The 21,378-nt window shown below is 71.7% G+C and carries 20 protein-coding genes and 1 pseudogene; 6 read left to right on the top strand and 15 right to left on the bottom strand.

What is annotated here, in order from left to right:
• Nucleotides 1-9 precede the first annotated feature (9 nt).
• Entirely contained in the window at nt 10-261 is a 252-nt protein-coding gene (locus PSED_RS03815) for a ferredoxin (RefSeq protein WP_233899288.1), read from the top strand.
• Nucleotides 262-278: 17 nt separating this feature from the next.
• On the opposite strand, the gene PSED_RS03810 is transcribed toward PSED_RS03815, so the two are convergent.
• From PSED_RS03810 to PSED_RS03750, 13 genes are all read right to left on the bottom strand, one after another.
• Nucleotides 279-842, bottom strand: a complete 564-nt coding sequence (locus tag PSED_RS03810; RefSeq protein WP_013672943.1) for a manganese efflux pump MntP — start codon at nt 840-842, stop codon at nt 279-281.
• On the bottom strand, nt 839-1,924 hold the full coding sequence (pqqE, locus tag PSED_RS03805; protein ID WP_013672942.1) for a pyrroloquinoline quinone biosynthesis protein PqqE: 1,086 nt from the start codon (nt 1,922-1,924) through the stop codon (nt 839-841). The genes PSED_RS03810 and pqqE overlap by 4 nt, the downstream gene beginning before the upstream one ends.
• A complete protein-coding gene (gene pqqD, locus PSED_RS03800; protein WP_143770347.1) occupies nt 1,921-2,208 on the bottom strand; it encodes a pyrroloquinoline quinone biosynthesis peptide chaperone PqqD in 288 nt (95 codons plus the stop codon). Before pqqD ends, pqqE begins: the two co-directional genes overlap by 4 nt.
• On the bottom strand, nt 2,205-2,903 hold the full coding sequence (pqqC, locus tag PSED_RS03795) for a pyrroloquinoline-quinone synthase PqqC (protein ID WP_013672940.1): 699 nt from the start codon (nt 2,901-2,903) through the stop codon (nt 2,205-2,207). The genes pqqD and pqqC overlap by 4 nt, the downstream gene beginning before the upstream one ends.
• A 7-nt stretch (nt 2,904-2,910) precedes the next feature.
• Nucleotides 2,911-3,804 (bottom strand): pyrroloquinoline quinone biosynthesis protein PqqB, encoded by an 894-nt coding sequence (gene pqqB / locus PSED_RS03790; RefSeq protein WP_013672939.1) that lies wholly within the window; start codon nt 3,802-3,804, stop codon nt 2,911-2,913.
• Nucleotides 3,805-3,866: 62 nt separating this feature from the next.
• Nucleotides 3,867-3,965, bottom strand: a complete 99-nt coding sequence (gene pqqA / locus PSED_RS03785; protein WP_013672938.1) for a pyrroloquinoline quinone precursor peptide PqqA — start codon at nt 3,963-3,965, stop codon at nt 3,867-3,869.
• A 35-nt stretch (nt 3,966-4,000) separates the two neighbouring features.
• Nucleotides 4,001-5,689, bottom strand: coding sequence for a methanol/ethanol family PQQ-dependent dehydrogenase (locus PSED_RS03780; RefSeq protein ID WP_013672937.1), 1,689 nt, complete (start codon nt 5,687-5,689; stop codon nt 4,001-4,003).
• A gap of 14 nt (nt 5,690-5,703) precedes the next feature.
• Nucleotides 5,704-6,165 carry an MSMEG_3727 family PQQ-associated protein gene (locus tag PSED_RS03775; RefSeq protein ID WP_013672936.1) on the bottom strand — a complete coding sequence of 154 codons (462 nt, stop codon included), beginning with the start codon at nt 6,163-6,165 and terminating at the stop codon, nt 5,704-5,706.
• 206 nt (nt 6,166-6,371) lie between these two features.
• Nucleotides 6,372-8,567 (bottom strand): catalase/peroxidase HPI, encoded by a 2,196-nt coding sequence (katG, locus tag PSED_RS03770; RefSeq protein WP_013672935.1) that lies wholly within the window; start codon nt 8,565-8,567, stop codon nt 6,372-6,374.
• Nucleotides 8,568-8,799: 232 nt separating this feature from the next.
• Entirely contained in the window at nt 8,800-10,191 is a 1,392-nt protein-coding gene (locus PSED_RS03765; protein WP_013672934.1) for a DNA-binding protein, read from the bottom strand.
• Nucleotides 10,192-10,484: 293 nt separating this feature from the next.
• The gene (locus tag PSED_RS03760; RefSeq protein WP_013672933.1) at nt 10,485-11,813 is read right to left on the bottom strand and encodes an acyl-CoA dehydrogenase family protein; all 1,329 of its coding nucleotides are present in this window, start codon (nt 11,811-11,813) and stop codon (nt 10,485-10,487) included.
• A 51-nt stretch (nt 11,814-11,864) separates the two neighbouring features.
• Complete coding sequence (locus PSED_RS03755; RefSeq protein ID WP_013672932.1) at nt 11,865-12,311, bottom strand: RrF2 family transcriptional regulator; 447 nt, start codon at nt 12,309-12,311, stop codon at nt 11,865-11,867.
• Between the two features lie 85 nt (nt 12,312-12,396).
• Nucleotides 12,397-13,707, bottom strand: a complete 1,311-nt coding sequence (locus tag PSED_RS03750; RefSeq protein WP_013672931.1) for an acyl-CoA dehydrogenase family protein — start codon at nt 13,705-13,707, stop codon at nt 12,397-12,399.
• Nucleotides 13,708-13,937: 230 nt separating this feature from the next.
• Between PSED_RS03750 and PSED_RS03745 the strand changes: the two genes are divergently transcribed.
• Nucleotides 13,938-14,828: a diacylglycerol/lipid kinase family protein gene (locus tag PSED_RS03745; protein WP_013672930.1), complete on the top strand. Its 891-nt coding sequence runs from the start codon at nt 13,938-13,940 to the stop codon at nt 14,826-14,828.
• A 67-nt stretch (nt 14,829-14,895) separates the two neighbouring features.
• Here the strand turns inward: PSED_RS03745 and PSED_RS03740 are convergent, their stop codons facing one another.
• Complete coding sequence (locus PSED_RS03740) at nt 14,896-17,271, bottom strand: arylsulfatase (protein WP_013672929.1); 2,376 nt, start codon at nt 17,269-17,271, stop codon at nt 14,896-14,898.
• Nucleotides 17,272-17,531: 260 nt separating this feature from the next.
• On the opposite strand from PSED_RS03740, the gene PSED_RS03735 reads away from it, so the two are divergent.
• The 4 genes from PSED_RS03735 to PSED_RS03720 all read left to right on the top strand — a co-directional run bounded on the left by PSED_RS03735 (nt 17,532) and on the right by PSED_RS03720 (nt 21,136).
• A complete protein-coding gene (locus tag PSED_RS03735) occupies nt 17,532-18,440 on the top strand; it encodes a formylglycine-generating enzyme family protein (protein WP_013672928.1) in 909 nt (302 codons plus the stop codon).
• 84 nt (nt 18,441-18,524) lie between these two features.
• Nucleotides 18,525-19,460 (top strand): HAD family hydrolase, encoded by a 936-nt coding sequence (locus PSED_RS03730; RefSeq protein ID WP_013672927.1) that lies wholly within the window; start codon nt 18,525-18,527, stop codon nt 19,458-19,460.
• 268 nt (nt 19,461-19,728) lie between these two features.
• Nucleotides 19,729-20,130: an LOG family protein gene (locus tag PSED_RS03725; RefSeq protein WP_041759249.1), complete on the top strand. Its 402-nt coding sequence runs from the start codon at nt 19,729-19,731 to the stop codon at nt 20,128-20,130.
• A 28-nt stretch (nt 20,131-20,158) separates the two neighbouring features.
• The gene (locus PSED_RS03720) at nt 20,159-21,136 is read left to right on the top strand and encodes a nucleoside hydrolase (RefSeq protein ID WP_013672926.1); all 978 of its coding nucleotides are present in this window, start codon (nt 20,159-20,161) and stop codon (nt 21,134-21,136) included.
• Here the strand turns inward: PSED_RS03720 and PSED_RS03715 are convergent.
• Nucleotides 21,127-21,279: pseudogene (locus PSED_RS03715) on the bottom strand (acyl-CoA dehydrogenase family protein); the annotation flags it as partial. The gene PSED_RS03720 and the pseudogene PSED_RS03715 overlap by 10 nt on opposite strands.
• Nucleotides 21,280-21,378: the final 99 nt, after the last annotated feature.

The raw sequence follows: 21,378 nt of genomic DNA, 5'->3' as shown, positions 1-21,378 counted from the left end.
CGCCGCCGGGTGTCGGACGTACGTCTACGCGTCGACTTCGTCGCCTGCGACGGGCACGCGCTCTGCGCCCAGCTGCTGCCCGAGGTGATCACGCTGGACGAGTGGGGATACCCGATACTCGCGAACGGGCGGACGAGCGACCCGCTTCCGCACTCGCTGCTGCGACTCGCCCAGGCGGCGATCGACGCCTGCCCCACCCTGGCGCTGCAGCGAGACCGGCAGGATTCCCCGCGGCACCCCCCACCTGCCGCGGGAGTCTGACGATGCGGGCAGGCGCGTCAGGAAGAGAACACGAGCGGCAGCACCACGGCGGCGGTGACGAGCGAGATGCCGGAGAGCAGGTCCGCGCGGATCGGGATGGCACGGGCGACCAGCCGCCCGATGAACAGTCCCGCCAGCGACATCACGACGGTGGCGAGGCCGAACACCAGCGCCGGGACGACGGGCGCGACGCCGAGCAGACCCAGACCCGTACCGGCCAGCAGGTTGTCGACGCTCAGCGCGAGCGGCATGCCCAGCAGCGTCACCCAGGGATGGTCCACCTCCTCCGGCTCGGGTTTCCGCAGCGCCCCGATGAGCAGGTACAGCCCGTAGACGCCGAGGACGACCGGGCCGACGTACTCGGAGACGTCGCCGATCGCGTCGCCGACGAGGTGGCCCAACTCGCCGCCCACCAGGGGCGCGACGAAGTCCCAGAGCCCGAAGACGAGTGCGATCTGCACCGCCCGCCGGATCCCGAACGGGACGGTCCCGATCGCGATCGCGGACCGGAAGTTGTCCAGGCTGAGGAAGAAGGCGAGGACGGCGATGCTGATCGCCGAGTCGGCGTTGATCTCGGTCACGACGCGCCCGCCCGGTGCGGCCGCGGCACGAGCTCCAGCTCCACCGGCTCCCCGTTCGCGACCCGCACCGCCTCGTCGACGAGGTGGTGGTCGGGTGAGAGGTGGCAGACGGGATCCGTGCGCCCCGCGTCGCCCGTGAGCTGGAACGCCTGACACCGGCAACCGCCGAAGTCGATCTCCCGCCGGTCACAGCCGCGGCACGGGTCGGGCATCCAGTCCGTGCCCCGGTAGCTCTCGAACAGCGGCGAGCTCGTCCAGATCCGTTCGAGCGGGTCCTCGCGCACGCTCGCGCGCGGCAGGGGCAGCGACTGCGCTGCCGGGCAGGGCAGCACGTCGCCGTTGGGCGCCACCGTGAGCTGGCGTTCGGCCCAGCCGCCCATGCACGGCTTCGGGTAGCGGCTGTAGTAGTCGGGCAGCACGTACACGACCTCCATGCGGCCGGCCAGCCGCGCCCGGGCCGCGCTGACGACCGGCTCGGCCTCGGCGAGCTGCGCCCGGCTGGGCAGCAGCGCGTCGCGGTTGCGCCAGGCCCACCCGTAGTACTGGGTGTTGGCCAGCTCGATCCGGTCGGCGTCCAGCTCCTCGGCCAGCGCCAGCAGGTCGCCGACCCGGTGGATGTTCTGTCGGTGCAGCACGACGTTGAGCGTGAGCGGCCAGCCCAGCTCCTTCACGAGCCGGCACGCCTCGATCTTGCGGTCGAACGAGCGCGTGCCGGCGATCCGGTCCGACATCTCCTGCTCGTCCGCCTGCACGCTGACCTGCACGTGATCGAGGCCCGCTGCGCGCAGCCGCTCGGCACGGCGACGGTCGAGTCCGAGCGCGCTCGTCACGAGGTTCGAGTACATCCCCAGCTCGCGGGCGGTGGCCGCCAGCTCGACGACGTCGCGGCGCAGCAGGGGCTCCCCGCCCGACAGGTGCAGCTGCAGCACACCCAGCTCCTGGGCCTGCTCGAACACGCGGCACCACTCGGCCGTCGTCAGCTCGTCGCCGTACTCGGCCAGGGTGACCGGGTTCGAGCAGTAGGCACACGACAGCGGGCAGCGGTAGGTCAGCTCGGCGAGCAGTCCGAACGGCCGGTTCATCGCACCTCCACGCAGCGTCGCTCGGCCATCTGCCGCAGGAACTCGCGCACGTCCGCCTCCTCGACGTGGTCGTACCGCGCCCGCAGCTCCGCGACGATCTCGGCGACGGTCCGCCCGTCGCACAGCAGCAGGATGTCCGCGCTGGTCGCGTTGAGCACCGCGACGGTCTCGGGGCTGAGCAGGACGTGCCGGCCACGGACGGCGTCGAACCTCAGCCGGACGTGCGGGGCGAGCCGCGGCCTGCGGACGTCCTCGACGACCTCCCCGCCGTCCACGGCGGTCACTCCGGGTACGCCCGGTCGATGCCGTCCAGGATGCTCCAGAGCACGTCGCACTTGAACGCCAGTGCGGCCACGGCGCGCTGCTGGTCCTCCGGCGTGCGGCAGTGCTCGGTGACGACCTCCAGCGCGTGCTCGGAGTCGCGCGGCGCCTGGTACAGGCGGGCACGGAAGTAGGCGAGGCCGTCGCGGTCGATCCAAGGGTAGTGGCGCTCGAACGCGGCGAGCCGCTCGGCCATGAGGTCGGGGGCGAACAGCTCGGTCAGCGACGAGGCGACCGCGTCCACCCACGGGCGGGTGCGCGCGAAGGTCACGTACGCGTCGACGGCGAACCGCACGCTCGGCACGATGAGGGTCTCGGCGAGCATGTCCTCGCGCGAGAGCCCGACGGCCTCGCCCAGCCGCAGCCAGGCCTCGATGCCGCCCTCCCCGGGCCCCGTGCCGTCGTGATCGACGATGCGCCGGATCCAGCGCCTGCGCACCGCGACGTCCGGGCAGTTGGCGAGGATCGCGGCATCCTTGCGCGGGATGGCCAGCTGGTAGCAGAAGCGGTTGGCCACCCAGCCCTGCAGCTGGTTGCGGCTCAGCAGTCCTGCGTTCATCCGCACGTGGAACGGGTGCTGGTCGTGGTAGGCACGCGACTGCGCGCGCAGCGCCTCGACGAACGCCTCGGTGTGCGACGTCTGCAACGACGTGGTCATGGGCCCCCTACACCTTCACTTCGAGACCGTCCTCGGCCACGTCCAGGCCGCGGTCGGTGAGCGTCCGTCGCTGCGCGGAGTCCTCGAGCAGGACGGGGTTGGTGTTGTTCATGTGGATGTAGATCGTGCGCTCGACGTCCAACCCGGCCAGCTGCTCCAGGCTCCCGCCGGGACCGCCGATCGCCAGGTGCCCCATCTCCTGCGACGTCTTCGCCGCGAGCCCGAGGCGGATCAGCTCGTCGTCGTCCCAGCAGGTGCCGTCGAGGAACAGGCACGCGCAGCCGTCGATCTCCGCGCGCACCTGGGGGGTGAGCCGCTGCATGCCCGGCAGGTGGACGGCCGCCCGGCCGCTGCGCCCGTCGGTCAGCCGGTAGCCGACGACCCGGCCCTCCAGCGGACCGCCGCCGAAGCGCGCCCGCTTGGTGGTCGGGACGTCGAAGGCGCGGTAGGTCAGGCCGTCGGCGAGCGGCACGTCGACGCCGGGTACGACCGTCCGGAGGTCCACGTCGCAGTAACGCTCCAGCGTCGCGAGCACGCCGCTGCCGTCGCGCAGGGTCGCGGCGACGGCCTCGGTGGCGTGCACCTCCAGGCGCTCGGCCTCCCGCAGCAGGAGCAAACCCAACGTGTGGTCGAGCTCCCCGTCGGTGAGCAGGACCGCGCCCAGCGGAGTGGCCCGGCCGGCGCGCGGTTGCAGGGGCGGGAACGCCTCGACCTGGCTGCGGACGTCCGGCGATGCGTTGAGCAGGAACCAGCGCTGCCGGTCGGCACTCACCGCCACGCAGGACTGCGTCCGCGGGCGGGCGGGTCGCGAGCCGTCGCGGACCGCGCGGCAGCCCGGGCACCCGCAGTTCCACTGCGGGAAGCCGCCGCCCGCAGCCGAGCCGAGCACCTGCAGCCACATCGCGGACCTCCCCGTCCGACGGACGCGGGGCGCCGACCGTGCGGCCGGCGCCCCGCGCGCCCTCAGTCCTCCTTGCGGGCGACGTACATCGTCACCTCGGGAGCGCAGCCGATCTCGTCGAACTCGGGTGCCTCCCACTCGCTACGAGCGGTCGTTTCCACTGGTCACCTCCTGTCTGTCGATCGCGGGCGGGTGGTCACTCCGGCGGCAGGGCGAAGACCATCAGCGCGCTGCCGTGGCCGGCGCCGAGCATCCCGGGCAGGAAGCCCTCGGCCCAACCGCCCCAGCCGACGGGGACGGCGACGAACTGCCGGCCGTCGACGCTGTAGCTGACGGGGCTGCTGTGGTGGCCGCTGCCGCACTGGAACTGCCACAGGTGCTCGCCGGTGCGGGCGTCGAGGGCGTTGAACATGCCGTTGGGCTCCCCGGCGAAGACGAGGCCGCCGCCCGTGGTCAGCACCGACGCACACATCGGGAGCTTGGCGCGCCAGCGCCACTTCTCCTCGCCGTTCGCGTCGTAGGCGCTGACGTAGCCGGTCATGTCCTCGATGTCGACCTGCACGCCGGCACCCCAGTACGGGATGCTCTCCTTGAACTCGCGGCGGCGCCGGGTCGCGGTGGCACCGACGTCCTGCACCGGTACGTAGAACAGCTCCGTCTCCGGGTTGTACGCCGCGTGCGTCCACTCCTTGGCACCGGCCGGACCCGGGAAGAAGTGGACCGGCTCGCCCTCCTTCTCCGGATAGCGCGACGGTGTGACCTTGCCGTCGCGGGTGATGTTGCCCCAGTCGATCCGGTCGACGAACGGCGTGATCCGGACCAGCTCGCCGTTGGTGCGGTCGACGACGAAGAAGTATCCGTTCTTGTCGAAGTGCCCGAGCAGCTTGCGGCCCTCGTGCTCGAACAGGATGCACTCGGAGATCGAGTCGTAGTCCCACACGTCGTGCGGCGTGCACTGGTAGTGCCAGCGGATCTCACCCGCGTCGGCATCGATCGCGACGATGCTGTCGGTGTAGAGGTTGTCGCCCTCGCGCACCTCGCCGTCGAAGTCCGGGGCCGGGTTGCCGGTGCCCCAGTAGAGAAGGTTGGTCTCCGGGTCGAACGTGCCGGTGAGCCAGCAGTTGCCGCCGCCGCGCGCCCACGCCTGTCCCTCGGACGGCCACGTGTCCGAGCCGGGCTCGCCGGGCTTGGGCACCATGTAGCAGCGCCACGCGTGCTCGCCGCTGTCGAGGTCGAAGGCGTCGAGGTGGCCGCGGACGCCGAACTCGCCGCCGGAGCTGCCCACGATGACGAGGTTCTTCACGATCAGCGGGGCGCACGTCGCGCTCTCCCCTGCCCGCACGTCGCCGTAGGTCCGGTCCCAGAGCTTCTTCCCGGTGGTCGCATCGAGGGCGATGAGGTGTGCGTTCGGCGTGACGCTGAAGACCTTGCCCTTGGCGACGGCGACGCCGCGGTTGACGTTGCCGCAGCACAGCGACACGTCGTACGGGGTCGCGTGCTTGTAGCGCCAGATCTCGTTGCCGGTCGCCGCGTTCAGCGCCCAGACCCAGCCGTCCCAGCCCGAGACGAACATGACCCCGTCGACCACGAGCGGGGCGGCCTCGAACGCGTAGGTCGAGGCGCCCGCGATCATGCCGCTGGACCCCGCCTGGAAGACCCAGGCCGGCCCGATCCGCTTCACGTTCTCGGTGTTGATCTGGTCGAGCGGGCTGAACCGCTGCCCGTTGTAGGCGCCGTAGTAGGTGAGCCAGTTCTGCGGCTCGGAGCGGGCCTCGAGGATCCGCTCGTAGGTGACGCCCTCGACGACCGGCGGCGCGGTGCCGTGGTTGCCGCTGAGATCTCCCTGGTCGATCGCCTCGCCGGCGTCGACGTACTCGACGGTCATGGCGTGTGCTCCTCCTATGGGCGCGGCTGGTCGGGTCGGTCGAGGCGCGCTTCCGGCGGCACGTCGCCGAGCACGACGATGGCACCGGTCAGACCGCGGCCCTCGTCGTTGCCGGTCGGCGAGCTGTACCAGTAGCAACCGGGGCCGTCGAGGTTGAGGGTCGCCCGGCCGCGCGAGTGGTTCACCAGCCAGATGAACTTGCGGTCGCCGTTGCTCGGCAGCAGCGCGCAGTGGGTGTTCTGGTCGTCGTTGATGAGCTCGAGCTCGATGTCGCCGCCGTGCGGCATGACCAGGATCTGCGGGTCCCAGGTCAGTTCGTCCGGGTTGATCCGGATCGTGGCCGTCATGCGGCCGTCCCCGTGTTCCTTGGCCTCACCGACATTGCCCGAATTGAGCAGCCTCCCGATCGCCGCTCTGTTCTGCACGTTCAGCCCGAGTTTGCCCATCAGGTCCGATCGCTCCTGAGCACTGGTCACGGGCGTCACCTCCCTGAGCCTGGAATCCGTTTCTCGACAGCATTCTTGGTCCGCGGGATTGAATTCGAGACCCCTCGCGGCAATGCTTTGCGAATTCGGTATTCGGAGCGTACGCCCGCCGGATTTCCGCTCACAAGAGCCGCGCCGCTCACCCTGACCCGCCTACCGTTCGTGTGAGCAGGGGCACCGCTCGTGCCACGCGTGGGTCATCGGAGGTCGAAGCGGTCGAGGGTCATGACCTTGTCCCAGGCCGCCGCGAAATCCGTGACGAACCGCCCATGGGCGTCGTCGGCGGCGTACACCTCCGCGATCGCGCGCAGTTCGGAGTTCGAGCCGACGGCGAGGTCGACGCGACTCGCGGTCCACCGGAGCTCCCCGGTGGCGCGATCGCGGCCGTCGAAGGCGTCGGCGCCCGCGGGGGTCCACGACGTGCCCGGGTCGAGCAGGTTCACGAAGAAGTCGGTGGTCAGCACACCGGGCGTCGCGGTGAGCACCCCCCGCCGCGACCCGCCGACGGTCACCCCGAGCGCCCGCAGGCCCCCGAGGAGCACCACCGTCTCCGGTGCGCTGAGGCCCAGCAGGGCGGCGCGCTCGACCAGCGCGTGCTCGCCCGGCAGCCGGCAGCCCGGGCCCCGGTACTGGCGGAAACCGTCCGCGACGGGTTCCAGCGCCGCGAACGAGTCGACGTCGGTCTGCTCCTGGGTGGCGTCGGTGCGGCCCGGCACGAACGGGACCTGCAGGTCGTGGCCCGCGTCGGCCGCGGCCCGCTCGACGGCCGCGCACCCGCCCAGGACGACGAGGTCGGCGAGCGACACCGGGTGCGGTGCCGCCGCCCGGACCTGCTCGAGCGCGTCCAGGACCTCGGCGAGCCGGGCGGGCTCGTTGACCTCCCAGTCGCGCTGCGGACGCAGGCGGATCCGGGCACCGTTCGCGCCGCCGCGGCGGTCGCTCACCCGGAACGTCGAGGCCGACGCCCATGCCGTGGTCACGAGCTGCGCCACGGACAGCCCTGCGGCGAGGAGCCGCCGCTTCAGGTCGGCGACCTCCGCCGGCCCGACCAGCTCGTGGTGGACGTCGGGGACGCGGTCCTGCCACAGCTGTGGCTCCGCGGGGACCAGCGACCCGCGATAGCACTGGATCGGGCCCATGTCCTGGTGGGTGAGCTTGAACCACGCGTGGGCGAAGGCGTCGGCGAACAGGTCGGGCCGTTCGAGGAAGCGCCGCGAGACCGGCTCGTACCCGGGGTCGTAGCGCAGCGCCAGGTCCGTCGTGAGGAACGTGGGGACATGGGTGACCGCCGGGTCGTGGGCATCGGGCACCGTGCCGGCACCGGCCCCGCCGGACGGGACCCACTGCCAGAGCCCGGCAGGGCTGAGCACCGCGTCCCAGTCGTAGCGGTAGAGCGTCTCCAGGTAGCCGTGGTCCCAGCGGGTCGGGTGCGCCGTCCAGACGCCCTCCAGGCTGCTCACGATCGCGTCGGGTCCGACGCCGGTGCCGTGGTCGTTGCGCCAGCCCAGACCCTGCTCCTCCAGCGGGGCGCCCTCGGGCTCCGGCCCGAGGTGACGGTCGTGCGCGGCACCGTGGGTCTTGCCGAACGTGTGCCCGCCCGCGATCAGGGCGACCGTCTCCTCGTCGTCGAACCCCATGCGCCGGAACGTCTCCCGGATGTCCCGCCCGGCGAGCCACGGATCGGGGACGCTGCGCGGGCCCTCGGGGTTGACGTAGATCAGGCCCATCTCCGAGGCGGCGAGCGGCTCGTCCAGCTCGCGGACACGGGTGTGCCGCTCGTCGGCGAGCCAGGCGCGCTCCGGGCCCCAGTCGACCGAGTCGTCCGGCGCCCACGCGTCCTCGCGGCCACCACCGAAGCCCAGCGTCGGCACGCCCATGGTCTCCAGCGCGACGGTACCGGCGAAGATCATCAGGTCGGCCCACGACAGCGCGCGGCCGTACCGCTTCTTCACCGGCCACAGCAGTCGCCGCGCCTTGTCCAGCCCCTTGTTGTCCGGCCAGCTGTTCTGCGGCGCGAAGCGCTGGTAGCCGCCGCGGGCACCGCCGCGCCCGTCGCGGACGCGGTAGGTGCCGGCGGCGTGCCACGCCATGCGCACCATGAGCGGGCCGTAGCTGCCGTAGTCCGCGGGCCACCAGGGCTGCGAGGTCGTGAGGACCCGCTCGATGTCGCGGCGCACGGCGGCGAGATCGAGCGTCTCGAACGCGGCGCCGTAGTCGAAGCCCGCAGCCCACGGGTCGGCGGCGTCGGGCGCGAGGACCGTCAGGTCCAGCCGGTGCGGCCACCAGACCCGGTTGGCGCCGCCGCGCGTCGGGTGCGGGAGGGCGGCGCGCTCGGCGTTCCGCGTACGGAGGACGACGTCATAGGTGGCGGACACGTCATGGGTGGCGGACACGGAATTCCTTCGGAGACGCTCCAGAACTGTCACGACGGCGCGGCGGAATCGTCACGCCCACGGCGGCGCCCGCCCCGCGCTCGCACACACGCGAATCCGGGCCGGCACCCGTTCGGGCCGTCCCGGGAGAACGACTCTACGCCCGCCGCGATCGGGGTCCGCCGAGTTCACCGTCCGTTCCCCGGAACGCGCCGTTCGCGGACCGATCGACACCGTTCGCACCCGGTTCCGCTCAGATTCCGAGCGCGCGGCGGACGGCCGCGGAGTTGCGTCGCGAAACGGGCACCGCTTCCCGCTGCCGACCCTCCATGACCAGCAGCATCTCGCCCCGCGGCCCCCGCTCGATCTCGCGGATCCGGTCCACGTTGACGACGTAGCGGCGGTGGACCCGCAGGAACCCCGAGTCGGCGAGCTCGGCGTCGAGCTTGTCGAGGCCGGGCGTGGCCGCGCGCAACCGCCCCTCGTCGGTCGCCAGCCAGACGTCGTTGCCGTCGGACTCGGCGAAGGACACCTCCGGCAACCGCAGCAGCACCATCCGGTCGTCCCGGACGCCCACCAGGCGCCGGACCGGCATGCGGGGGTGCGCGGCCCCCTCGCCGGGCGCGAGGCGCTCGCCGTCCGAGGACCCGAACGCGATCAGGCTGCCGACCAGGTGCCCGGACAGGAAGACGGGCCGGATGCTGACGGGCGTCGGGTCGTCGGCGAGGTGGGTGAAGACCTGGGTGGAGCCGACCCAGGCGGGGTTGTGCGCAGCGTGCACGCTGGCGTATCGCGCGGCGCCGATGATGTCGGGTAGCCCGGAGTTCCAGCGGACCGTCGGATCCACCGCCGGCGTCGATGCCGGCACGCCCATCAGCACGCTCGCCGGGTCGTTCGCGATCACGACCTTGCCGGCGGTGTCCACCGCGGCCAGCGGGCTGCTCGACTGCCCCTTGGCCTGCGTGAACGCGGCGACGAGCTCCGCGCCGCTGTCGCGGGCGCGGCGTTTCAGGATGCTCTGGGCCCGCATGACCGCGTTGGCGAGCCAGCCCGCGGTCGACCGGGGCAGCGCGGTGCGCCAGCACGAGACGTTCAGGACCGCGATCGGCTCGCGGGTCACGACGTCACGCACGGCGACGCCGGCGCACACCCAGTTGTGGAACGCCTCGCACCAGTGTTCGGCCCCGCCGACCAGCACAGGGCCGTGCGTCTCCAGTGCCGTCCCCATGCCGTTGGTGCCCGCGGCGCACTCCGACCAGCAGTGCCACGGCTTCAGGTTCGCCTCGTCGGCGCGCAGCCGGGTGGCCGGGTCACCCCAGACGGCCAGGACACGGCCCGTGCAGTCGGTGACGGTGACGATGCCGTTGAGGCCCTCCACCTCGCGGGTCGCGGACGCCGCGACCCCACCCATCTCGGTGAAGACCACACCGTGCTCCAGCGCGTGCTCGCCGGCGGCGGGGGCCGCGGGCGCCTCGGTGAGGTGCGGGTCGACCTTGTACTTCTCCCGGCAGCGCAGCCACGACACCACCACTTCGGGCCGGACCCCACGGATGTGGTCGTCGCCCTGCTGGAACCGCTCCCATGCGTCCAGCACCGAACCGTTGCCCGTTCCGGGTGGTGTTGCGAGCCGCTGTCCGTCGGTCATATGGAGAACCGCCTTTGGTTCGTCCGAAGCCGGCCCGGTGCGTACCGGCCCCGCGCGTCCACGGTCGGGCGACGCTGCCGCAAGCGGATCTTCCGATGGCCGCCCCAGGAGTACGCATTCCGGTGTACGCGCCGACCGCGGTGCGACGCAATAACGCAAACGAGGCTCGCCGGTCACTCACCCGTCGGAACCACACGAGTGAGCCCGCCGCCACGGCCGACGGCACCCGAACCGGATCTTCCGGCGGCGCGTCTCGCGCCCGCTGTCGCGGCGGCCCGCCCGCCGGCTCACGGTCAGGGGAGGCCGGGTACGCCCCCGGCGCCGTAGCCCTCCATCGCCTTCGTGAACGGCAGCGGGTCCCCGTCCACGAAGGTGTCGGGGCTGAATCCGCGATCGGCCATGACCCCCCAGGCCCGGCGGCGCTGCATCCCCAGGTTGCCCGCGTCGTAGAGCGGGAACACGACCGACTCCCGGTAGAGGCGCGCCAACGGGAACCGCGTGTCGAGGGCGTTGACGCCGACCAGACGCATGCAGTCGAAGACGACCCTCTGCATGAGGTCGCCGCAGAAGGTCTTGTTCATCGCGCCGATCGCGTGGCCGCCGTCGGGATGGGCGTCGAGGTAGTGGGCGGCCTTCCAGCAGAAGTACCGGGCAGCCTCGATCCTGGCCGCGATGTCGGTGAGCAGGTGCCCGACGGCCTGGTGCTCGATGATCGGCCCCGCTCCCCCGCCGGTGTAGGACTTCGCCCACTTGAGCGCGAAGTCGTAGGCCCCGCGCGCCACGCCGACCGAGGCGATCGCGGCGATGGGGCCCGACCACGTGAAGTTCCGACTGATCAGCAAATCCCCGTCGCCGGGGCAGAGGAGGTTCGCGGCCGGGACCCGGGCGCCGCGGAACGTCATCGTCACGTTCTGACAGGTGCGGTGCGCGAGCTTGTCGATGGATTCGTAGGTGATGCCCGGGGTGCCACGCTCGACGATGATCGCGCTCAGCGCCTCCGTGCCGCCGCCGGACCGGTCCGTCCGCACGATGCAGACGCTCATGTCGGCCCCGTCGAGGTCCCAGCCCCCCGAGTTGCAGGGCCAGTGCTTCTCGCCGGTGAGCACGTACTCGTCGGTGGCCGCGTCGAGCTCGGCGAGCAGCTGGATCCCGGCGCGCGGGCTCGGATGGTCGAAGTTCGCGGTGCCACCCCGTTCGCTCACGGCCCAGCCCGCCAGGAAGTCGCTGCGGCGCGGTCCGGTCGCGTACCCGAGCCACCTCTCCCGCTGCTCGTCGGTGCCGTGCCAGAGCACGGGCATGAGGGCCAGCCCGTTCACGAGCAGGATCGTCGGGAACCCCGGGTCGACCGCGCAGAGCTCCTCGATGGCGATCAGGAAGTCGACGTTCGACGCGCCGCCCCCGCCGTACTCCGCGGGCAGGAACATGGTGGTCATGCCCGCCGCAGCGGCCTGCTCGTACACCGGCTTCATGGCCCGGAACGCCTCGTGCGGATCGGCGATCCGGTCGGCCGCCTCCGCGGCGGGCCGCAGCACCTCACGGGCGAACTCACGAGCATTGCGCTTGAGCGCACGCTGCCGATCCGTGAGCGCGAAGTCGACGGCCACGATGTCCCCTTCAGGCACGAGACGATGGTCCCCGGGGCGTCACGACGGCCGTCCGGGAACGCGAGCGGTTCAGTGTCCGGTGCCGCCGCTCAGACCGAGCGCGCCGCGCAGACCGAGGTCGTTGTCGGCGATCTCCTCGAGCGTGGCGTCGTCGAGCACGGCGAAATAGGCGTCCAGTGCGCGCGAGAAGACGTTCCGCGCCCCGCAGACCCCGGCCACCCGGCAGAACCGCGCCGGGCCCAGGCACTCCACCACCGCGTAGTCGTTCTCCATCGCCCGCATGATCTCGCCCAGCGTGATCGAGGCCGGATCCCGGACGAGGCGCACCCCGCCGCCGCGGCCCCTGGCCGTCTCCACCAGCCCCGCCGCGGCCAGCCCGGTGACGACCTTGTCGAGATGGTGACGGGAGATGTGGTGCGCGGTGGCGATGTCGCCGACCGAGCCCCGCCTACCCGGCGCGACCCGGAGGTAGAGCAGGACACGCAGCGCGTAGTCGGCGTGGTTGGTGTGTCTCAACTTCGGCTCGTCTCGTTTGGGACGGCCCGAACCTACCCGATACCGGCCCGGCCCGGCGGAGCAGCGCCGGGCCGGGCCGCCCGGCTCAGCCGGCGATCGTGTCGATCTCCTCGTGGTGCTTCCCGAACACCACGTAGTCGTCCTCCATGATCGCCCGCGGGTTGAACAGCGGGTCGGCGAGGATTCCGTGCACCCGGCGACGCTGCATACCCATGTTCCCGCCGTCGTAGATGGGCAGGACGGAGGCCTCACGCAGGATCTTGCCGAAACCGTTCTTGGTCTCCAGGCTGTTCACCCCGACGATCTGCATGCACTTGTACACGCACTCGAACATCAGCTCGGTGACCTGGATCTTGTTCATCGCCCCGACCAGCTCCGCGTGCTGGTCGTGCTTGTCCAGGTAGTCCGCGGCCCGCCAGGAGAAGTAGCGGCCCATCTCGATCTTCGCCGCGACGTCACCGAGGACGTACCCGACGTTCTGGAAGCCCATGATCGGCTTCAGCGCACCGGCGGTGTTGCCCTTGGCGAAGTCGAGCGCCATCTCGTAGGCCGCCCGCGCCATGCCCACCGCAGCGATCGCCGCGACCGGCCCGGACCAGGCGAAGTTCCTGTTGATCACCAGATCGCCGTTCCCGACGGCACCCGGGAGCAGGTTCGTCGCGGGGATCCTGGCGTTCTCGAAGACGATCTCCGCGTTCGACGCCAGCCGATGCCCCGTCTTGTCGAGGTGCCGGTAGGTGACGCCCGGGGTGTCCCGCTCCAGGACCAGGGCCGAGAGACCGGAGGTGCCGCCGACGTTCGGGTCGGTCCGGACGATCAACGTGCCCGCGTTGACCCCGCGTTCGTCCCAGCCCGCCGATGACGGCCAGTACTTGCGGCCGTTGACGACGTAGTGGTCACCATCGAGCTCGGCGGTGAGGCCGACCCCGGCCGGCCGCGGCAGCGGGATGTCGAAGTTCGCGGTCCCGGACGGGTTGCCGGGCGGTTCGCTCGCGGTCCAGCCACCGAGGTACTCGCCGGTCGGGTCCGAGGTCGCGGCACCCAGGAACTTCTGCTTCTGCTCCTCCGAGCCGTACCACGCCACCGGCATCAGGCCGAGCCCGTTGCACAGCACGGTGCAGGCGAACCCGGGGTCGACGACGCAGATCTCCTCGGCGGCGATCACCAGGTCGACGCAGGAGATGCCGCCGCCGCCGTACTCGGCCGGCAGCATGCACATGGCGATCCCGGCCTTGTACGCCTCGACGTAGGCCGGCTTGGTCATCTGGAAGCCCTTGAGCGGGTCCGGTTCCGCGTCGGCTGCGGCGACGATCGGCTTGAGCACGTTCTCGGCGAACGCACGCACGTCGTACTGCAGCTTCTTCTGCTCGTCGGACATCGTGAAGTCGATGGTCATCGATTCTCCAGGTGGGGTGTGGGACGAGGACTCGCCGGTGCCCGGGTGTGCACGGCCACGGCCGCCGGCTCGATGACCTTCCCGAATCCGTATTTCACATGCGTTTTTTCGACGTTGCGGGCCGGTTGCCCCGTGTTGCGTTCCGCCGACGGGCTCGTACCGTGCAGTCCGGGGCTCGGCGAGTGCCTGCCCGAGGCGGAGGACGACACGGGACACCGCGGGAGGCAGACGTGACCACCCGGCCCCGGTTCGATCGCATCGTCGTGATCTTCAACCCGCACAGCACGGGTTCCGCCGCCGAGCTGGCGGCGGAACTCGGCGCCGAGCTCACCCGGCGCCTGCCGCGGACGACGGTTCGCCTGCGCCCCACCGAACGCGCGGGCCATGCTCGCGAGCTGGCCGGGGAGGCGGCCCGCGTGCCCCGTTCCCTGATCGTCTCGGTGAGCGGGGACGGCGGCTACAACGAGGTCGTCGACGGCGTCATGCAGGCGGGCGACACCGGAACGGTCTGTGCGGTCATGGCCGCGGGCAACGCCAACGACCACCGCCGGACCACCCGCGAGCAGGCCCTCGGCGACGCCATCGTCGCCGGCGAGGTACGGCACCTCGACCTGCCGCGCCTCACCGTCGGCGAGGGGCCCGGCACCGTCGTCCGCTACGCGCATTCCTACATCGGCGTCGGCCTCACCCCGATCGTCGCCATCGACCTGGAGAAGGGGGGCAAGAACTCACTGCGGGAAATCGTCTCGGTGGTGCGCACGTTCGCGCGGTTCCGCCCGTTCGCCGTCACCCTGGACGACGGCACCCGCCGCAACCTCGACAGCCTCCTCTTCGCCAACATCGCCCAGATGGCCAAGTACGCGACGATCAGCGCGACCGGGCGACCCGACGACGGCCGGTTCGAGGTGATCGCGCTCCCGCACGTGTCGAAATGGAAGGTCCTCGGCGTCGCGATAAGGGCGGCGACCCGCGGACTGGGCCCGCAACCGACGGCGACCGCCTACCGGTTCGTCACCCACAAGCCGACCCCCCTGCAGCTCGACGGAGAGGTCCTCGCCGTCGAGGCGCACACCCCCGTCCGGGTCGAGATCGCACCCGGCGCTCTCGCGACGGTCGGCTGAACCGCGGTGCGGCCCGCTCCGGGGGATCGGCTGTCGCCCACCGATCCCCCGGAGGACGCACGTGCCGCTACTCCCTCGCCATCATGGCCTGGGCCTCACGCTCCAGGTCGACGTACAGGTCACCGCTGACGTCGACGGCGACGCGCCGGATCGTTCCGCCGGTGAACGCGAACGGGTGCTCGCCGGGGTAGTCCGACGTCACCGCCTCGCCGCTGTCGCGCCCGACGCACAGGCCTTCCCCGGCCAGGCTGTAGAGCCCGGGCTGGGTCTTGATCCGGCCCTCGCCGACCTTCCGGTCGGCGTGGTAGAGCGACAGGATCCCGGTGGCGACACCCTTGGGGTCCTCGCCGTCCTTGTCGAACGAGGCCGCGAGCAGCAGCTTCTCACCGGTCGGCAGGTCGACCGTGCCGTCGATCTTCTGCTCCGTCAGACCGACGAAGTTGTTGACGTAGTGCAGCCGGCCCTCCTTGACGTAGAGGGCGTGGCCGCCGAAGCGTGAGCCGTGGGCGAACAGCACACCCTGCGCGCCCGGGGCCGGGATGTCGACGAGCGCGCCGATCGAGAACGACCGGTTGCGGACGTTGACCGCCTGCTGCTCGGGAACCTCGGCGGTGTTCGGGTAGTAGATGTATCGGTCGCGCTCGGCCGTCACCTGTGGGCGCGGCGTGATCATGATCTCCAGCGCGGACCGGTCGTCGAGCGGGAAGGCACCGTTGTCGCCGGCCTCGGCGTACCACAGGCTGACCAGCTCACGCAGCTTGTCGGGCTGCTCCTCCGCCAGGTCGTGCAGCTCGGCCCGGTCGACGTCGACGTGGTAGAGCTCCCAGGTGTCGTTGTTGAAGTCGCTCCAGCCGCTCAGCGTGGGGTGGGTCGTGACCGCCTTCCAGCCGTCGTGCCAGATGCCGCGCGAGCCGAGCATCGAGTAGAACTGCGTCGTCCTCGCCGACGGCGCGGACGGGTCGCCGATGCTGTAACGCATGCTGACGCCGTCGATCCGGCTCTGCACATGACCCTTGATCGTGTCCGGGGCCTCGACGCCGAGCGTGTCCAGGATCGTCGGCACGATGTCGATCGCGTGGTGGTACTGGTGGCGCAGCTGACCGTTGCCCGCCACGTCGGCCGCGGCGCCGGCCGTGGGCCAGGAGATGATGCACGGGTCGGCGGTGCCGCCGTTGAACTCGTAGCGCTTCCACATCTTGAACGGCGTGTTGAAGGCCATCGCCCAGCCGTTCGGGTAGTGGTTGTAGGTGCGCGTGCCGCCGAGCTCGTCGAGCATCGCCAGGTTGGACTGCATGTCGTCGGGGATGCCGTTGGCGAACTTCATCTCGTTGATCGACCCGTCGGGGCCGCCCTCGCCGCTGGCGCCGTTGTCCGACACCACGATGATCATCGTGTTGTCGCGCTGTCCGGACTCCTCCAGGTAGTCCAGCAGCCGGCCGATGTGATGGTCGGCGTGCGCGAGGAAGCCGGCGTACACCTCGGCCATCCGCGTGAACAACCGCTTCTCGTCGTCGCCCAGCGAGTCCCAGGGCCGGGTCTCGTCCAGCGGCGGGAACGGCTGCCCGTCGGGCCCGGTGCGGGTCTCCGGCGTGCCGAGCGGGTTGATGGGCGGCAGTTCGGTGTCCTGCGGGACGATCCCGAGCTCCTTCTGCCGCGCGAGGGTCTGGACGCGCATGGCCTCGTAGCCCATGTCGAACTGCCCGGCGAACCTGCTGATCCACTCCTTGGGGGCGTGGTGCGGGGCGTGCGCCGCACCGGGGGCGTAGTAGAGGAAGAAGGGCTTCTCCGGCGCGATGGTCTTGGCGTCGCGGATGAACTCGATCGCCTTGTCGGTGAGGTCCTCGGTGAGGTGGTAGCCCTCCTCCGGCGACTTCGGCTGGTCCACCGGGTGGTTGTCGTAGACCAGGTCGGGATACCACTGGTTCGTCTCCGCCCCGAGGAACCCGTACCAGCGCTCGAAGCCTCGCCCGGACGGCCAGTTCCGCCGGGTCGAGGCCAGGTTCATCTCGACCGTCGGGCACAGGTGCCACTTGCCGACCATGTAGGTGTTCCAGCCGCGCTCGCCCAGGATCTCGGGCAACATGCCGTTCTCCGGCGGGACGGTGCCACTCGCGTTCGGGAAGCCGACGGCCGCTTCGGTGATGCAGGCCATCGAGTTGCGGGTGTGGTTGCGCCCGGTCAACAGGCACGACCGCGTCGGCGAGCAGAGGGCCGTCGTGTGCCACTGGGTGAAGCGGACCCCGTCGTCGGCGATGCGGTCGATGTTCGGGGTCGCGATCGGGCCGCCGTAGCAGGACATGGCCGAGAAACCGACGTCGTCGAGCACGATGTAGACGACGTTCGACGCGCCGTCGGGCGCTCTCGGCGGCTCGAACGGCGTCCAGTCCGGTTTCGAGTCGCGGATGTCGACGTTGATCACACCGCGGAACGGTCGTGGTGCCATGGAACTGTCTCCTCTGCCGCCTCGTCACCAGGACGCGCGCCGCCGCGGACCCGGCCCGCCGATCACGCCCGTGCGCGGTCCGGTCCGCGCGAGGTGTGAGGCGGAGGACGGCGAGGACTCAGACCCTGCCCAGCCCGGGGCGCGCCACGGACCACCCGGCGAGGGTGAGCGAGCCAGGCTCGGGCGGGGCGCGGCGCGGCGGCGGCCCTCACCCTTCGCGAGTGATGCGATGAGGTGGGCGGGCCGCCGATAGTCGGGCCGTGACCCGACCCGTCGGTGCCGGCAGCGACACGTGCTGCTGTCCGTCCTCGCCGACCATCCGGGCCACCGTCGAGGAACCGGGTCCCGGCGCGCGCGCACCGGCGGAGACCGCACTCGTGGCGCTCGCCGGGGGCGAGTTCACGATGGGCTCCGACGAGCAGCGCTACCCCGAGGACGGTGAAGGCCCCACGCGGGTCGCCAGGGTCGCGCCGTTCGGGATCGCGGCACACGCGGTGAGCAACGACGACTTCGCGGCGTTCGTCGACGCCACCGGGTACCTCACCACGGCCGAACGGGAGGGCTGGTCCTTCGTGTTCGTGGGTCTGCTGCCCGACCGGTTCCCCCCGACCCGCTCGGTCGTCGGGGCCCCGTGGTGGCGCCAGGTCCACCTCGCCGACTGGCGCCGACCGGAAGGCCCGCGGTCGGACCTCGAGGGTCGCGGCGACCATCCCGTCGTCCACGTCTCGTGGCTCGACGCCCGCGAGTACTGCCGCTGGGCCGGCGGGCGCCTGCCGTCGGAGACCGAGTGGGAGTACGCGGCGCGCGGCGGGCTGGACGGCGCCCGCTACCCGTGGGGCGACGAGCTGACGCCCGGCGGCCAGCACCGCATGAACGTCTTCCAAGGCCGCTTCCCCGCACACGACACCGGCGCGGACGGCTACCGCGGTACGGCGCCGGTGCACGCGTTCGCGCCCAACGGGTATGGGCTGCACAACATGACGGGCAACGTCTGGGAGTGGTGTGCCGACCGGTTCGGCCCGGGCCGGCCCGGGCAACGGAACATGCGCGGCGGGTCCTACCTCTGCCACGAGTCCTACTGCTGGCGCTACCGCTGCGCCGCGCGTTCGGCCAACACCCCCGACAGCAGCGCCGGCAACATCGGCTTCCGCATGGCGGCCGATCCCTGACCCTCCCCCACCCGAGCACGACCGGCCGCCCGGTCGTCGGACCAGAGCAAGAGCAGCGGCGCACCGAGCCCAGGAGGACGAGTCGTGGCCGACACCCCACTCGCGACGTGGCGCGACGGACCGACGAAGGACGCCGTCCTCGACTTCGTCCGGCGCACCTGCGGCGAGGACGGATCCCCGCCGGTGCCGGTCGAGGAACGCGTCGCCGTGTTCGACAACGACGGCACCCTCTGGTGCGAGAAGCCGATGCCCATCCAGCTCGACTTCATCCTGCGCCGGCTCACCGAGATGGCGGAGGCACGACCGGAGCTGCGCGAACGTCAGCCGTGGGCGGCCGCCGCCACCGGTGACCTCGGCTGGTTCGCCTCCCTGATGACCGCGCACTACGCCGGGGACGACACCGATGTGCGGACGCTGGCGGGCGGGATCCTCGCCGCCTACGCCGGGATCAGCGTGGAGGACTTCGAACGCCAGGCCGACACGTTCCTGCGCACCGCGACCCACCCCACACTCGGTCGCGGCTACCTGCGCTGCGCCTACGCCCCGATGGTCGAGCTGCTCGACCACCTGACCGACAACGGGTTCACGACCTACATCGCCTCCGGCGGCGGCCGCGACTTCATACGTCCGGTCAGCCAGGACATGTACGCCATCCCCCGCGAGCGCGTGATCGGCAGCAGCAGCACCTTCACCTACACCAGCAACGACGTCGGCGGGACGATCACGCACAGGCCCGAGGCCGACTACCTCGACGACGGCCCCGAGAAGCCGATCCGGATCTGGAACCGCACCGGCCGCCGTCCCCTCCTCGCCGCCGGCAACTCCAACGGTGACGTCCCGATGCTCGAGTTCACCCACCGCCCCGACGCGCCCACCCTGCGGCTCCTCCTGCTGCACGACGACCCCGAGCGCGAGTTCGCCTACACCGCCGGCGCCGAGGAGGCGCTCTCGCGGGCGAAGACCGACAACTGGACCGTCGCGAGCATCAGGAACGACTGGACCACCGTCTTCCCGGCCTGACCTCCGGGGCCTCGCGGCCGACCGGCGAGCGAGCGGACCCTTGCCTCGTGAATCGATTCTATCCTCGCAGGCCTTCTTGAGTGGCGTGAGCCATGACCACTCCGATTCGGCAGCCGCCGTCCGTCGTTGACCGCGTTCGCGTTCGGACTCCACAGTGACAGAAACGTTTCTCTCCCCGCTCGCCACTCCACTGCCCGGCCGGTCGGTCCGCGATCGACCGAACGCCACGTCGACGCCCGAGGTGACCTGTGGGCACGATCGACACCCTGTGCGTGTTCTGCGGATCGAACGTCGGCCTACCTCGACGCCGCACGACGGCTCGGCACCCGGCTCGCCACCGACGGCATCGGGCTCGTGGACGGGGGCGCCGCCGTCGGCACGATGGGCGCACTCGCCGACGCCGTTCTCGCCGCCGGGGGCCGGGTGGGCTCGCGGACGCCCTGCCTGGTCGCAGCTGGGCATCCACGCGAAGCCGACGGCGCTGCTCGACACCGCCGGGTACTACGACCATTTCCTCCGCTTCCTCGACCACGCCGTCGAGCAGGGCTTCCTCCGCGCGGCCGACTGCGCACTCGTCCTCTCCGCGACCGACCCCGCCACGCTGCTCGACCGGCTGCGGGCGTGGCAGCCTCGACATGACCGGCGGTGGGAGCCGGTGGAAGGCTCCTGACCACGAGCCCGACGACAGGAGACGAGCGGTGACGAGCGGTCCGATCCCCATGATCATCGACACCGACCCGGGTGTCGACGACGCGTTCGCGCTGGTCCTCGCGCTGCGGAGCCCCGAGTGCGACGTGCGGGCAGTGACCGCGACGTTCGGCAACGTCGGCCGGGAGCAGACGTTCCCGAACCTGCGGCGCATCCTCGCGCTCGCCGACCGCGCCGACGTGCCGGCCGCTGCCGGCGCGGTCCGTCCGCTCGTCCACCCGCAGGCCGAGACCGCGCCCGACTGGCACGGCGTCGACGGTCTCGGGCTCCGCGCCGACGCGTTCCCCGCGCCCGGCCCGGGCGATGCCCGGTCGGCCGTCGAGCTCATGGCCGACGTGCTCACCTCCGCGGAGGCCCCGGTGACGATCGTCTGCCTGGGCCCGATGACCGACGCCGCGCTGCTGCTCGGGAGCCACCCCGCGCTGATCCCCCGGATCGGGCGGATCGTCGCGATGGGCGGGTCGCTGGGCAGCGGGAACACCCGTGGCGCCGGGGAGTTCAACATCTACGCCGATCCGGAGGCGGCACACCGGGTGCTCACCCAGGCCGACGTGCCCGTCACCCTCGTGCCGCTCGACCTGACCATGCGCTGCGCCGTCGAGGGCACGTGGCTCGACGAGCTCACCGCGGCGGGCCCCCGGTGCGCCACGCTCGCCGGGACCGCCGCGCTCTACCGCAGCACCTTCCTCGGCCGCTACGGCCGCGACGCCCTGGTCCTGCACGACACGCTGGCGGTGCTCGAGGCCGCCGTCCCGGGCACGCTCCGGACGACCGCGTTCCGGCTCGGCGTCGCGTGCACGATGGGCCCGGAGCGGGGGCTCATGGTCCCGGACCGCCGCCCCGAGGCACCCGGCGCACCCGTCGAGGTCGCCCTCGACGCCGACGTCGACGCGGTCCTCACCGAGATCCTGCGGCGGCTGACGACGCTCGACCGGGTCGCGCACGCGGCGCAGCCCGGTCACCGGTAGGCGGCCTGCCCGGTGAGCGCCTGGCCGACGACGAGGGTGTGGACCTCGTCGGTGCCCTCGTAGGTTCGCACCGACTCGAGGTTGTTGGCGTGCCGCAGCGGCGAGTACTCGCCGGAGATCCCGTTGCCGCCCAAGATGTGCCGGGACAGGTGGCCGTCCGCGGTCGCTCGGCCCGTGTCACCGCGTTCACCGGACGAGGAGCACCGGCGAGGTCGTGCGTCTCGTCCCCGCTCGGAGGTGCC

Source organism: Pseudonocardia benzenivorans CB1190, assembly GCF_000196675.2.
Classification (GTDB): Bacteria; Actinomycetota; Actinomycetes; order Mycobacteriales; family Pseudonocardiaceae; genus Pseudonocardia; species Pseudonocardia benzenivorans.
This window is presented reverse-complemented; position numbering and strand designations above follow the sequence as displayed.

Bases quoted from the DNA above. Each gene is read 5' to 3' on its own strand.
- pqqE (WP_013672942.1), bottom strand. From the start codon at position 1,924: ATGAACCGGCCGTTCGGACTGCTCGCCGAGCTGACCTACCGCTGCCCG.
- pqqC (WP_013672940.1), bottom strand. From the start codon at position 2,903: ATGACCACGTCGTTGCAGACGTCGCACACCGAGGCGTTCGTCGAGGCG.
- pqqB (WP_013672939.1), bottom strand. From the start codon at position 3,804: ATGTGGCTGCAGGTGCTCGGCTCGGCTGCGGGCGGCGGCTTCCCGCAG.
- PSED_RS03780 (WP_013672937.1), bottom strand. From the start codon at position 5,689: ATGACCGTCGAGTACGTCGACGCCGGCGAGGCGATCGACCAGGGAGAT.
- PSED_RS03765 (WP_013672934.1), bottom strand. From the start codon at position 10,191: ATGACCGACGGACAGCGGCTCGCAACACCACCCGGAACGGGCAACGGT.
- PSED_RS03750 (WP_013672931.1), bottom strand. From the start codon at position 13,707: ATGACCATCGACTTCACGATGTCCGACGAGCAGAAGAAGCTGCAGTAC.
- PSED_RS03740 (WP_013672929.1), bottom strand. From the start codon at position 17,271: ATGGCACCACGACCGTTCCGCGGTGTGATCAACGTCGACATCCGCGAC.